This is a genomic window from Pseudomonas sp. 91RF, assembly GCF_003576265.1.
Classification (GTDB): Bacteria; Pseudomonadota; Gammaproteobacteria; order Pseudomonadales; family Pseudomonadaceae; genus Aquipseudomonas; species Aquipseudomonas kribbensis.
In genome coordinates this window covers 34557-47815 of sequence record NZ_QWFC01000034.1, presented here as the reverse complement: position 1 = coordinate 47815, position 13259 = coordinate 34557, and the positions used below count along the sequence as shown (strand labels likewise).

Genomic DNA, 13259 nt, shown 5'->3' with positions numbered 1-13259 from the left:
GGCGCCGGGCTGTAGGATAACTTCAGCTTCAAGCTTCAAGCGAGGCTTTCACTTGAAGCTTGTAACTTGCCGCCTGTGACTGCTGTTTTAGAACTTGGCTTCAGCATCCAGTTGCAGGGTGTTGATGTCGGAGTCGGTCTTCTTGAGGCTGGCGTTGGTGTAATCCGAGTTAGCCATGAAGTAGGTGGCGCCCAAAGTGAAGTTCTTGTCCAGCTCGTAGCTCACTTTCAGCTTGCTGCCGCGGGAACCGGTGTAACCGTTGGCGAAGTCGGAGTCGGTGAAGGCACCCACCACCGCGTTACGCTGCACGTCGCGATAGTTGTAATCGATGCCGAAGCCGTAAACCTTGGTCTTCACGCCGGCCAGCCAGCCAGTGTCCTGGTCGTTGCTGGCGTCGTTGTTGTTCACGTATTGACCGTAGATCGACAGCGGAACCGGCAGGTTGGCGATGTCCAGCTGACCGAAGCCTTCATACAGTTTGAAGGTTTCGTTCGGGCTGTTGCCGTTGACGGCCAGGGCGCATGGCGCGGTAACGGTGCCGCTGGTAGGGCAGGCGCTGTCCTTGTCGTTGTCGTAGGAGTAGATGCTGCCGCCCAGGGTCAGTTTCAGGCTGTCGGTCAGCGCGAAACGACCGCCCAACTGGCCAGCGTACAGACGCAGGTCGTGCTTGAACTGCACGCCTTCGCCGTCGACGTTGTCCTTGAGGGTGTAGTGACCGGCGCTACCGAACAGTTCGGCGCTGCCGTTCAGCGGGTACTTGTAGGTGACGGCCAGGCCTTCCGGGTTGATATCGCTGTCCCAGATGATGTCGCCCATGCTCACCCAAGGCTGGTTCATCTTGCCGGCGATCAGGTGCAGGTTCTTGACCGCGTCAGGGTGGTAGTCGACGTAGCCCAGGTCGAGCCAGATCTGCTTCTTGTCGAAGTAGTTGTTCAGGTCCTGGTTGGTGGAGCGGGCGTCATCGCTGCTGCCGGTGGCGATACGGATACCGGTATCAACCTGCGGGTTGATTTCGGTGTAGGCACCCAGACGGGCACGAATGCGCTGACGGTCCTGGTCCTTGGCGTTCGGTACGCCATCGTTTTTCACGGTTTCCTGACGGAAACGTACGTCACCCTTGAACTGGGTCTTGGCAGCCCAGGCCAGCTTCTGGTCGAAGCTGCTCAGCTCGTTGGTTTTCTTCGCGGTTGCCGCGATTTGCTCGTTGGTCTCTTGCTGCGCCTGCTGCGCGATTTGCTGGGCCTTCTGATCCTGGGCCAGTTCGGTTTGCAGTTCTACGTACTGCGCCTGGGTGATGGAACCGTTAGCCTTGAGCATGTCGAGCAGTTTGGCGTCGACTGCGGCACTGGCCGGAACACTCATGGCCAGCAACAGGCCACCGCACAGGGCCGCCGCAGTTTTCGTGGAAGCAAGACGCATAGCAATCTCCGAAGATGAGAGGGATGGCTGAACCATCCTGGGCACAACCGACGATTTGAACGTCGGAAAACTGTGTCCGGGTAGAACCCGGCGCTCTAAAAACAGGCGCCAGTATCGCGATGGTTTATGACAGAGCAGTGGCACGGTGATGGCAGGTTGATGACGATACAAAACTTGCGTGAACTATTGATCTAGAGCGCTGTCGCGCAATCGGACATGGGCAAGACAGGGCGGATCAGCGATACTCGCGAGGCTTTCAGGGCCAGAAGTGGAGAGGAAAATGCCGTTGCAGCGCCTGCAAAAACTGTCGGAAATCGAACCGGCACTCTGGGATGCACTGGTGCCGGACAACCAGCCGTTTCTGCGCCATGCCTTCCTCGGCGCGCTGGAAGACAGCGGCAGTGTCGGCCCGCACACTGGCTGGCAGGCGGAGCATTTGCTGCACGTCGAAGAAGGGCGTCTGATCGCGGCGCTGCCCGGTTATCGCAAGTGGCATTCCTACGGCGAATACGTGTTCGATCACGGTTGGGCCGATGCCTGCGCCCGTGCCGGCATTGATTACTACCCCAAGTTCTTGAGCGCTGTGCCCTTCAGTCCGGTCAGTGGTCCACGGTTGTTGGCGGCGAACGTCGAGGACGGATTCGAACTACTCAAGAGCCTGCCGGGCTATCTGGAAATCGAAGAACTCTCCGGCGCCCACATCAACTTCACCGATGCCTTCACCGATACCGCCATGGCCGAGCAGCCGGGCTGGCTGCAACGCATCGGCTGTCAGTACCACTGGCAGAATCGCGGCTATCGCGACTTCCAGGACTTTCTCGACGTGCTCAGCTCGCGCAAGCGCAAGCAGATGCGCAAGGAGCGGGAGCAAGTGGCGGGGCAGGGTTTCGAATTCGAATGGCTTGAGGGGCGAGATCTGGATGAGGCGCAGTGGGATTTTGTCTACGCCTGCTACGCCAACACCTATGCCGTGCGCCGTCAGGCGCCGTACCTGACGCGGGAGTTCTTCAGCCTGCTGACCGAGCGCATGCCGGAATCGATTCGTGTCGTGCTGGCCAAACAGGGCTCAAGGCCGGTGGCGATGGCGTTCAGCCTTGTGGGTGGCGACAGTTTCTACGGGCGTTATTGGGGATGTCTGGCCGAGTACGACCGGCTGCATTTCGAAACCTGTTTTTATCAGGGCATGGACTACGCGATTGCCCAAGGCTTTCAGCGTTTCGATGCCGGCGCCCAGGGCGAACACAAACTGATTCGTGGCTTTGAGCCGGTGATCACTCACTCCTGGCATTACCTGCGCCATCCCGGCCTGAAAGCCGCCGTGAAGGATTTCCTTCAGCAGGAGCGCGCCGGTGTGCTGGCTTACGCGGAAGAGGCGAGGAGCGCCTTGCCGTATCGACAAGCCTGATCCTCGCCCGCTCTCCTCAGGTTTCTTCCTTGCCCAGCCAGCGATAGACCACGCCGCCCACCACCGCGCCCAGCAGCGGCGCGACCCAGAACATCCACAACTGCGCGATGGCCCAGCCACCGACCATCAGCGCCGGGCCCGTGCTGCGGGCCGGGTTGACCGAGGTGTTGGTCACCGGAATCGAGATCAGGTGGATCAGCGTCAGAGCCAGGCCGATGGCAATCGGTGCCAGTCCCGCCGGGGCGCGCTTGTCGGTGGCGCCAAGGATGATCACCACGAACATGGCAGTCATAACCAGCTCCGTGACGAACCCGGAGGCCATCGAGTATTTTCCCGGTGAGTGTTCGCCATAACCGTTTGAAGCAAGGCCGGCGGCGATGTCGAAACCCTCCTTGCCGCTGGCAATGTGATACAGCAGCGCCGCTGCCAGGATCCCGCCGATCACCTGGGCGATGATGTAGGCGGGCAGTTCTTTGGCCGGGAACCGACCACCGACAACCAGACCGACCGACACGGCCGGGTTGAGATGACAGCCGCTGATGTGGCCGATGGCAAACGCCATGGTCAGCACCGTCAGGCCAAACGCCAGGGCGACCCCCAGCACGCCGATCCCCACAGGTGAGGACGCAGCGATCACCGCACTGCCGCAACCACCCAGCACCAACCAGAACGTACCCAACAACTCCGTGGCTGAACGTTTTAACAGAGACATGAGAGAGTCCTTGATAGACGCGCTATCGAGACTGCATCGAGTTGTGCTTCCTTGCAATTACGACAGGTTCATCTCCAGAGCCTTCGCTGAGTACAGCAGGGAATACGGGGATTTCCAGCAGCCATGAAAAAACCGCCAGAGCCCGTGGTGGAAGGGCTGTGGCGGTTTTTGCGTTTCGTGGCGGATCAATCGATGCCGACAAACCCTCCGGTCTGGTGCGCCCATAGCCGTGCGTACAATCCGCCGTGGGCCAGCAGTTCGGCATGGTTGCCGGTCTCGGCGATCCTGCCGTTCTCCAGCACCACCAGCCGGTCCATGCGGGCAATGGTCGAGAGGCGGTGGGCAATGGCGATCACGGTCTTGCCCTGCATCAGGGTTTCCAGGCTTTCCTGGATCGCCGCTTCGACTTCCGAGTCCAGTGCCGAGGTCGCTTCGTCCATGATCAGGATCGGCGCGTCCTTGAGCAGCACCCGGGCAATCGCGATCCGTTGGCGCTGACCGCCGGACAGTTTGACGCCGCGCTCGCCGACGTGGGCATCGAATCCGGTGCGTCCTTCGGCATCCGACAGCAGCGGTATGAACTCGTCGGCCCGGGCCTTGCGCACCGCTTCCCAGAGTTCGGCGTCGGTGGCGTCAGGCTTGCCGTACAGCAAGTTGTCGCGGATCGAACGGTGCAGCAGCGAGGTGTCCTGAGTGATCATGCCGATCCGCGCGCGCAGGCTTTCCTGGCCGACTTCGGCGATGTTCTGGCCGTCGATCAGGATCCGCCCGCCCTCGACGTCGTACAAGCGCAGCAGCAGGTTGACCAGGGTCGATTTACCGGCGCCGGACGGGCCGATCAGGCCGATTTTCTCGCCGGGTTTGATGGTCAGGTTGAGGTCGCCGATGATGCCTTTCTTCTTGCCGTAGTGAAAATCCACGTGCTCGAAACGCACTTCGCCACGGGCCACGGCCAGCGGTTTGGCCTGTTCGCGGTCGGTGACGCTGACCGGTTGCGAGATGGTCTGCAGGCCGTCCTGGACCATGCCGATGTTCTCGAAGATCCCGGTGACCACCCACATGATCCAGCCGGACATGTTGACGATACGGATCACCAGGCCGGTGGCCAGGGCGATGGCGCCGACGCTGATCACCGATTGCGTCCACAGCCACAGGGCCAGCCCCGTAGTGCCGACGATCAGCAGGCCGTTCATGGTGGTGATGGCAACGTCCATGCTGGTGACTACGCGGCCGGCCAGCTGGGCTTTTTCGGTCTGCTCCTGAATCGCTTCGCGGGCGTAGTGCTGTTCGAAGTTGGTGTGGGCGAACAGCTTCAGGGTAGCGATGTTGGTGTAGCCGTCGACAATGCGCCCCATCAGTTTCGAGCGCGCGTCGGAAGCGGCGACGGAGCGGTCCTTGACCCGTGGCACGAAGTAGTAGAGCGCGCCGATGTAGGCTGCGATCCACGTCAGCAGCGGGATCATCAGGCGCCAGTCGGCTTCGGCGAACAGCACCAGCGAGCTGATCGCGTAGATCAGCACGTGCCACAACGCATCCACCGCCTGCACCGCAGAGTCACGCAGCGAGTTGCCGGTCTGCATGATGCGCTGGGCGATGCGCCCGGCGAAGTCGTTCTGGAAGAAATTCAGGCTCTGCTTGAGCACGTAACTGTGGTTCTGCCAGCGGATGAGGCTGGTCATGCTCGGGCTCAGGGTCTGGTGCACCAGCATGTCGTGCAGGGCCAGGAACAGCGGTCGCAGGAGCAGGGCCACCACGGCCATCCACGCCAGTTCGGCGCCATGCACCTTGAAGAAATCGACGTTCGGCGTGCCTTGTGCAAGGTCGATGATGCGGCTCAGGTAGCTGAACAGCGCCACTTCGATCAGGGCACCGAACAGGCCGACGATCAGCAGGGCGGCGAAACTCGGCCAGACCTGCTTCAGGTAATAGGTATAGAAGGGCAGAACACGGTCCGGCGGGGATGCCGTAGGCGCGTCACGGAATATGTCGATCAGTTGTTCGAAACGGCGATAGAGCATCAGATAACCGCCCGGAGTACGGGCTCTCCTTTTATCAGTGTGAGCGGCGCGGTGTTCAACCGTCGCCGCTCGATATGCCCTGTAAAGCTTAGTCGATGCGCTTGGCCGACTTGATGATCACAGGGTCGACAGGCACGTTTTGCATGCCCTGTTTGGTAGTGGTCTGGGAGTTGACGATGATGTCGACCACGTCCATGCCCTTGACCACTTTGGCGAACACCGCGTAACCGGCGTCGCGGCCCGGATCGAGGAACGCGTTGTCGGCGACGTTGATGAAGAACTGGCTGGTGGCCGAGTTCGGATCGGAAGTACGGGCCATCGACAGGGTGCCGCGAACGTTGTGCAGACCGTTGCTGGCTTCGTTCTTGATCGGTGCCTTGGTTTCTTTCTGTTGCATCTGCTGGGTGAAGCCGCCGCCCTGGGCCATGAAGCCCGGGATCACGCGGTGGAAAATGGTGTTGGTGTAGAAACCGCTGTCGACGTAATCGAGGAAGTTCTTGGTACTGATCGGCGCCTTGACCGGATCCAGCTCGATTTCGATGGTGCCATTGGTGGTCACCAGTTCGACGTGTGGCGCCTTGGCCGGCGTGGCAGCCATCAGGTTGGCGGCGAACAGCACGGTGCCGGCGGCGAGGGCGAGTTTTTTCAGCATGGTTCAGTGATCCTGAGGGTGAATATCGGCTGTGGCGAGAAACGCCAGCAGCGTTTGATTGAAGCGTTCGGGTTGATCGAGCGGGGTGGCGTGGCGCGAATCGGCGATCACCACCAGCCGTGCATCGGGCAGCAGTCTGACATAGGTTTCTTTCAGCGAGACGGGGGTGTAGTCCCGGTCGGCGCTGATGACGAGCGTTGGACAGGAGATCCTCGAAAGTCGTTCCTGAACCCCCCAGCCAACAATCGCATCGAAGCTGGCGAGATAAGCACGTTTGTCGTTTTTTGCCCAGCGCTCGGCCATCTTCTGGCGCAAATCCGCCTGCTCCGGTTTGGGGAACAGTTTGGCGCCCAAGGCCTTGCCGATGGTGGCCAGACTCAGCAAACGCATCAGGCTCCAGCGCTTGAACCACTGCCAATAGTCGTCGCGACTGCGCACCTTGACCTCGGGCGCGCTGTTGACGATGGTCAGGCTCTTGAGCATCTGCGGCTGATCGACAGCGAACTGGAAGCCGATCATGCCGCCCATGGACAGCCCGGCGTAGTGCACCGGGCCGAGCTTCAAATGTTCGATCAGGGCGACAATGTCGGCGCTGAAACCGGCGATGCTGTAGCGCTCGCGGGGCTTGTCGGAGCGGCCGTGGCCGCGCACGTCCGGGACGATCACCCGGTATTGCGCGGCCAGTGCCGGGATCTGCATTTCCCAGTCCAGCGTGCTGGAGCCGAGCCCGTGAACCAGCAGCAACGGATCGCCGTGGCCATATTCCTCGTAGTGCAGGTTGCAGCCTTCATGCTCGAAATACGCCATCGGTGAACTCCGTGTCAGGCTTGTTCGGGGGCGGCGAACGGTGCGTCCAGCGGCAAGGTGTCGAAGGTGCGCAGCAGTTCGACGAGGATCTGCGAAGCCGGGCCCAGCGGTTTGTCCTTGTTCGAATACAGATAGAAACTCGGATTGCGGCTGCCGCCCTGATCCAACGGTAGCAGCTTGAGCAGGCCTTCCTTCAATTCCCGTTCGATCATGTGCCGTGGCAGCCAGGCGAACCCCAGGCCGCTGGAGACGAAATTGGCGGCGGTGGCGAGGCTGCCGACGGTCCAGCGCTGTTCGGCGCCGAGCCAGCCGACGTCCCGGGGCTGCTGGCGGCCGGAGTCGCGGATCACCACTTGCATCTGGGTTTCCAGGTCCTGGAAATTCAGTTCACGGTTCAGCCGATGCAGCGCGTGTTCGGGGTGGGCGACGGCGACAAATTCCACATCGCTCAACTCCGCGCCGAGGTAGCCGGGAATGCTCAGGCCGGTGATCGCCAGATCGGCCACGCCTTCGAGCAACACCTCCTCGACACCCGACAGCACTTCTTCACGCAGACGCACGCGGCAGCCACGGCTCTGCGGCATGAACGCGGTCAGTGCGCGAACGAGGCGGGCGCTCGGGTAGGCAGCGTCGACCACCAGCCGGACTTCGGCTTCCCACCCTTGCTCCATGTGATGAGCGAGGTCTTCCAGTTGGCTGGCCTGTTTCACCAGTTGTCGCGAACGCCGCAGCAGCACGCCGCCGGCTTCAGTCAGCACTGCCTTGCGGCCGTCGATGCGCAGCAACGGCACACCGAGCTGATCCTGCATGCGGGCAACGGTGTAGCTCACCGACGATTGCGAACGGTGCAACGCTTCGGCGGCCTGGGCGAATCCGCCGTGGTCAACCACCGCCTGCAACGTTCGCCATTGATCAAGGGTCACGCGGGGCGCTTTCATCGATAGCTCCTCTTGTCCTAAGCTGGCTGTCCCTCATGGAGACTGCCGAATGAAAAAATTCTGTTGTGTGGTACTGGCGTTGCTGCCGCTGACCGCGTTTGCGTATCCGATCGATGTGCAGAAGAATCTCAATGGCCTGAAGATCGACTACGAGTCCTTCGATACCGATAAAGACATCGGCTCCATCCGGGTCGCCAACTACGGCGAGGTCGACGCGGTCTGCAAAGTCGTGTTCAGCAATGGCCCGGAGGCGCCGCGCACCCGCAATATCGAGGTGCCGGCCGGCAAACATACCAACGCCACCGCCAAGTTCTCCCGCGAGATCATCAAGCTGCGCGTCGAGCTGAGCTGCAACCCGAAATAGCGGTTTTGCCTTTCTGTGGGAGCGAGTCAGCCCGCTCCTGCAGGTGTAGCTTGCATCTAAACGAATATTTCGATGGTTTGCAGCAATTATTTGCGCTTTTTCATCGATACGACTCTGTTTAACCTTCACTCCATCGACTTACAACATTCTCGGATGGAGGCTACACACCATGTCCCGCGTTCTGATCATCGAAAGCAGCGCCCGCCAGCAAGACTCGGTTTCCCGTCAACTGACTCAGACTTTCATCAGTCAGTGGAAAGCTGCACATCCGGCCGATCAGATCACCGTCCGTGACCTCGCCGTGAACCCGGTGCCACACCTGGACAGCAACCTGCTGGGCGGCTGGATGAAATCCGCTGACCAGCGCAACGCCAACGAACAATCCTCGCTGGATCGCTCCAACGAACTGACCGACGAACTGCTGGCCGCCGACGTGCTGGTGATGGCTGCGCCGATGTACAACTTCGCCATACCGAGCACCCTGAAAGCCTGGCTCGACCACGTGCTGCGTGCCGGCGTGACCTTCAAGTACACCGAAACCGGTCCGCAAGGCCTGCTCAGCGGCAAGCGTGCGTACGTGTTGACTGCTCGCGGTGGCATCTACGCCGGCGGTCCGGCGGATCACCAGGAACCGTACCTGCGTCAGGTGATGGGTTTCATCGGCATCCACGACGTGACCTTCATCCACGCCGAAGGCATGAACCTGGGCGGCGACTTCCAGGAGAAAGGCCTCAACCAGGCCAACGCCAAACTGTCCCAGGTCGCTTGATATGTTAATCGCCAGATAATCGCCGATTGTTCTAGTGACCTGGCGCAACCCCTTCAAGGCTCTACGCGCATCGAACCTCCCTTTGCACTTGTTGCTCCTGAGTGCTGTAGCCCGATTGAACGCTTTAGCGAGATCGGGCTTTTTTTTGCCCGGGATTTAGCGATGGCCGGCAAAAACCGCTATCGTCGCCGCCATTCGAAATCGAGGCGACCATGGGCTATCTACTTATTGTCACGCTGATCCAGGCGTTTTCCTTCAGTCTGATCGGCGAATACCTGGCCGGGCATGTCGACAGCTACTTCGCGGTGCTGGTGCGTGTGGTGCTGGCCGGGCTGGTGTTCATCCCGCTGACGCGCTGGCGCTCGGTGGAACCGGCGTTCATGCGCGGCATGCTGCTGATCGGCGCGTTGCAGTTCGGCGTGACCTACGTCTGCCTGTACCTGAGCTTCCGGGTGCTGACGGTGCCGGAAGTGCTGCTGTTCACCATCCTCACGCCGTTGCACGTGACTCTGATCGAAGACGCGCTGAACCGCCGTTTCAACCCGTGGGCGCTGATCGCCGCACTGGTGGCGGTCGCAGGCGCGGCGGTGATTCGCTACGACCGGATCAACCCGGACTTCTTCATGGGCTTTCTGCTGCTGCAACTGGCCAACTTCACCTACGCCGCCGGGCAGGTGCTGTACAAGCATCTGGTGGCCAAGCACCCGAGCGATCTGCCGCACTACCGGCGCTTCGGTTTCTTCTACCTTGGCGCATTGGCGGTGGCATTGCCGGCGTTCCTGCTGTTCGGCAAATCCAGCTTCCTGCCCGAAGCGCCGCTGCAATGGGGTGTGCTGGTGTTCCTCGGTCTGGTCTCGACCGCACTCGGTCTGTACTGGTGGAACAAGGGTGCGTGCCTGGTCAACGGCGGCACCCTGGCGGTGATGAACAACCTGCACGTGCCGGTGGGGTTGCTGCTGAACCTGCTGATCTGGAATCAGCATGAGGAACTGGGGCGGTTGTTCCTCGGTGGCGGCGTGATTCTGGCGGCGGTGTGGATCAGCCGGTTGGGGATTCGCAGGCCGGCGCCAGTTGCCCCACCAGAAACTCGATAAACGCGCGGGTCTTCTGCGGCACCCGTCGCGCTGACGAATACACCGCGTTGATGGTGATCGCCGGGGCTTGCCATTCGCACAGCACCGGCACCAGTCGCCCGGCCGCGAGTGCTTCTTCGACGATAAAGTCCGGCAGCAGCGCGATGCCCATGCCGGCCTCGGCCGCTTGCGCCAGCAGGTCGCCGTTGTTGGCGTGCAGCGGCCCGGTGACGTTGACCCGTTGGGTTTCCTTGCCGTTGCACAGTTGCAGGCTGACGCCGCTCTGCAGATAGCCGTAGTTCAAGCATTGATGCGAGCGCAGATCCTGCGGGGTCTGTGGCGTGCCCGCGCGTTCGAGGTAAGCGGGGGAGGCGACCATGATCCGCGGCGCTGGCGCCAGTTGCCGGGCGATCATGGTCGAGTCGGGAAGGCTGGCGATGCGGATGGTCACGTCGAACCCGCCGCGCACCGGATCGACCTGCTGATCGCTGAGCACCAGTTGTAACTCGATGTTCGGGTGCTGCTCGTGGAACAGCGGAATCAGCTTGCCCAGCCGCCGCAGGCCGAACGACATCGGTGCGTTCACCCGCAACACCCCGCGCAATTCGCCAACCCCGTCCCGGGCTCGCTGCTCGGCCTCGTCCAGTGCCGCAATCACTTCCCGCGCCGCTTCGAAATACTCCGCGCCAGCCTCGGTCAGGTGCAGGCTGCGGGTGGTGCGTTGCAGCAGTTGCACACCGATGGCTTCTTCCAGCGCCTGAATCTGTTTGCTGACTTTCGAGCGGGGCACGTCCATGGCCCGGGCGGCGGCCGCGAAGCCGTTCTCGCCGACTGTCACCACGAAGGCGCGCATGCATTCGATGCGATCCATGATTGTCCCTTTTTTGGAATCAATGATTCTCGATTTTATGGAATTGTCCCTTTATCGGCTAGCCCCTAAAGTGACATCCAAGCCGAGACAACAACGCCGAAGACGGCGAGCCACTCGACTCACCCATTACCCAATCGAAACTCTGAATCGACATCAAAAGGAACGCGCCATGTCTATCCGTGAACTGCTGAACCCGACCAACTCCGCCCTGATCCTGATCGACCACCAGCCGCAAATGGCTTTCGGCGTGCAGTCGATCGACCGCCAGACCCTGAAGAACAACACCGTCGGCCTGGCCAAGGCCGCCAAGATCTTCAACGTGCCGACCATCTACACCTCGGTCGAAACCGAAAGCTTCAGCGGCTACATCTGGCCGGAACTGCTGGCGGTGCACCCGGAGCAGAAGCCGATCGAGCGCACCTCGATGAACTCCTGGGAAGACAAGGCGCTGGTTGACGCGGTGAAGGCCACCGGCCGCAAGAAACTGATCATCGCCGCACTGTGGACCGAGGTCTGCCTGACCTTCCCGGCACTGGAAGCCCTGGCCGAAGGCTACGAGGTGTACATCGTCACCGACGCGTCCGGCGGCACTACCAAAGAAGCCCACGACATGTCGGTACAGCGGATGATTCAGGCCGGCGCAGTACCGGTGACCTGGCAGCAAGTGCTGCTCGAGTACCAGCGTGACTGGGCGCACAAAGACACTTATCAGGCGGTGATGGACCTGGTGCTGGAACACAGCGGTGCGTACGGCATGGGCGTCGACTACGCCTACACCATGGTGCACAAGGCACCGCAGCGGCGGGCCTGACAAGTCGGCCGGACAAAAAAAGACGCAACCCGGGTTGCGTCTTTTTTTTGCGCTGAAGAAAGCGCTACATCAGATGCTTCTCGGCTTCTGGAATGTGGCTCGCGCCAAGGACTGCCGGCAGTATCCCGGAACGCAAATCCCCACCGCTCGGCTGCTGATACAGGCTCAAGCCAAACTCCGGCAGCACCGCCAGCAGGTAATCGAAAATATCCCCCTGGATCCGCTCGTAATCGGCCCACACCGTGGTGGTGGTAAAGCAGTAGATTTCCAGCGGAATGCCTTGGGCCGTGGTCTGCATCTGGCGGACCATGCAGGTCATGTTCGGCTGGATCTCCGGGTGGCTCTTCAAGTAAGCCAAGGCATAGGCGCGGAAGGTGCCGATGTTGGTCATGCGCCGGCGGTTGGCCGACATTGCCGCGACGTTGCCCTGCGCTTCGTTCCAGGCCTTGAGTTCGGCTTTCTTGCGGCCCATGTAGGCGGTCAGCAGGTGCACCTGGGACAGTTTCTCTTCTTCATCGTCGCGGATGAAACGCACACCGCTGGCGTCGATGAACAGACTGCGCTTGATCCGCCGCCCGCCGGACTGCTGCATGCCGCGCCAGTTTCGGAACGACTCGGACATCAGGCGCCAGGTCGGGATCGAGACGATGGTCTTGTCGAAATTCTGCACCTTGACCGTGTGCAGGGTGATGTCGACCACGTCGCCATCGGCGCCGACTTGCGGCATTTCGATCCAGTCGCCGACCCGCAGCATGTCGTTGCTGGTGAGTTGCACACTGGCGACGAACGACAGCAGGGTGTCCTTGTAGACCAACAGGATCACCGCCGACATCGCACCCAGACCGGACAGCAGCAACAACGGCGAGCGGTCGATCAGGGTGGCGACGATGATGATCGCGCCGAACACGTACAGGACCATTTTTGCCAGTTGCACATACCCCTTGATCGAGCGGGTGCGGGCGTGTTCGGTGCGGGCGTAGATGTCCAGCAGGGCATTGAGCAGGGCGCTGACCGACAGCAGCAGGAACAGAATGGTGAACGCCAGCGCGACGTTGCCGAGGAACACCATGGCGGTTTTGCTCAGTTCCGGCACCAGGTGCAGGCCGAACTGGATCACCAGCGACGGCGTCATCTGCGCCAGACGCTGAAACACCTTGTTATGCCGAAAGTCGTTGATCCAGTGCAGCGCGGGCTGGCGACCGAGCATGCGGCTGGCATGCAGGATCAGGTAACGCGCCACTCGTCCGAGGACCAGCGCGATCACCAGCAACAGGATCAGTGCCAGGCCGGCGTGCAGGAGCGGGTGCTGATCGAGGGCACCCCAGAGGTCTTGGGCGTTGAGCCAGAGCTGTTTGAAATCCATGAGGGCAACGATTCTTCTGTAGGACGCGACGGGCGATTAGAGCATTTAAGACGCTGT

The 13259-nt window shown here is 61.2% G+C and carries 13 protein-coding genes; 5 read left to right on the top strand and 8 right to left on the bottom strand.

Translation table 11 applies throughout. The features are described from left to right. Window positions 1-87 precede the first annotated feature (87 nt). The gene (locus tag DXT77_RS18590) at window positions 88-1419 is read right to left on the bottom strand and encodes a putative porin (RefSeq protein WP_114881829.1); all 1332 of its coding nucleotides are present in this window, start codon (window positions 1417-1419) and stop codon (window positions 88-90) included. Between the two features lie 280 nt (window positions 1420-1699). Here DXT77_RS18590 and DXT77_RS18585 point away from each other — a divergent pair, with 280 nt between their 5' ends. Next, window positions 1700-2824, top strand: a complete 1125-nt coding sequence (locus DXT77_RS18585) for a GNAT family N-acetyltransferase (RefSeq protein ID WP_119428709.1) — start codon at window positions 1700-1702, stop codon at window positions 2822-2824. Window positions 2825-2840: 16 nt separating this feature from the next. Here the strand turns inward: DXT77_RS18585 and aqpZ are convergent, their stop codons facing one another. The 5 genes from aqpZ to DXT77_RS18560 all read right to left on the bottom strand — a co-directional run bounded on the left by aqpZ (window position 2841) and on the right by DXT77_RS18560 (window position 7951). Continuing rightward, complete coding sequence (gene aqpZ / locus DXT77_RS18580) at window positions 2841-3536, bottom strand: aquaporin Z (RefSeq protein WP_119428708.1); 696 nt, start codon at window positions 3534-3536, stop codon at window positions 2841-2843. Window positions 3537-3721: 185 nt separating this feature from the next. Further along, window positions 3722-5554: an ABC transporter ATP-binding protein gene (locus DXT77_RS18575; RefSeq protein ID WP_114881833.1), complete on the bottom strand. Its 1833-nt coding sequence runs from the start codon at window positions 5552-5554 to the stop codon at window positions 3722-3724. 88 nt (window positions 5555-5642) lie between these two features. Further along, window positions 5643-6206, bottom strand: a complete 564-nt coding sequence (locus DXT77_RS18570; RefSeq protein WP_085700647.1) for a peptidylprolyl isomerase — start codon at window positions 6204-6206, stop codon at window positions 5643-5645. 3 nt (window positions 6207-6209) lie between these two features. Further along, window positions 6210-7013: an alpha/beta fold hydrolase gene (locus DXT77_RS18565; protein ID WP_119428707.1), complete on the bottom strand. Its 804-nt coding sequence runs from the start codon at window positions 7011-7013 to the stop codon at window positions 6210-6212. Window positions 7014-7027: 14 nt separating this feature from the next. Beyond that, window positions 7028-7951 (bottom strand): LysR family transcriptional regulator, encoded by a 924-nt coding sequence (locus DXT77_RS18560; RefSeq protein WP_007956543.1) that lies wholly within the window; start codon window positions 7949-7951, stop codon window positions 7028-7030. A gap of 49 nt (window positions 7952-8000) precedes the next feature. Here DXT77_RS18560 and DXT77_RS18555 point away from each other — a divergent pair, with 49 nt between their 5' ends. The 3 genes from DXT77_RS18555 (at window position 8001) to DXT77_RS18545 (ending at window position 10178) form a co-directional block, all read left to right on the top strand. Then, entirely contained in the window at window positions 8001-8315 is a 315-nt protein-coding gene (locus DXT77_RS18555) for a 3-phosphoglycerate kinase (protein WP_085710332.1), read from the top strand. Between the two features lie 169 nt (window positions 8316-8484). Then, a complete protein-coding gene (locus DXT77_RS18550) occupies window positions 8485-9084 on the top strand; it encodes an FMN-dependent NADH-azoreductase (protein WP_119428706.1) in 600 nt (199 codons plus the stop codon). 212 nt (window positions 9085-9296) lie between these two features. Next, the gene (locus DXT77_RS18545) at window positions 9297-10178 is read left to right on the top strand and encodes a carboxylate/amino acid/amine transporter (protein ID WP_119428705.1); all 882 of its coding nucleotides are present in this window, start codon (window positions 9297-9299) and stop codon (window positions 10176-10178) included. On the opposite strand, the gene DXT77_RS18540 is transcribed toward DXT77_RS18545, so the two are convergent. Next, window positions 10123-11028 (bottom strand): LysR family transcriptional regulator, encoded by a 906-nt coding sequence (locus DXT77_RS18540; RefSeq protein WP_085605645.1) that lies wholly within the window; start codon window positions 11026-11028, stop codon window positions 10123-10125. The two genes, DXT77_RS18545 and DXT77_RS18540, sit on opposite strands and share 56 nt — an antisense overlap. 169 nt (window positions 11029-11197) lie before the next feature. Here DXT77_RS18540 and DXT77_RS18535 point away from each other — a divergent pair, with 169 nt between their 5' ends. Continuing rightward, the gene (locus DXT77_RS18535; protein ID WP_119428704.1) at window positions 11198-11839 is read left to right on the top strand and encodes a hydrolase; all 642 of its coding nucleotides are present in this window, start codon (window positions 11198-11200) and stop codon (window positions 11837-11839) included. Between the two features lie 64 nt (window positions 11840-11903). Here the strand turns inward: DXT77_RS18535 and DXT77_RS18530 are convergent, their stop codons facing one another. After that, on the bottom strand, window positions 11904-13202 hold the full coding sequence (locus tag DXT77_RS18530) for a mechanosensitive ion channel family protein (protein ID WP_085710335.1): 1299 nt from the start codon (window positions 13200-13202) through the stop codon (window positions 11904-11906). Between the last annotated feature and the right edge of the window lie 57 nt (window positions 13203-13259).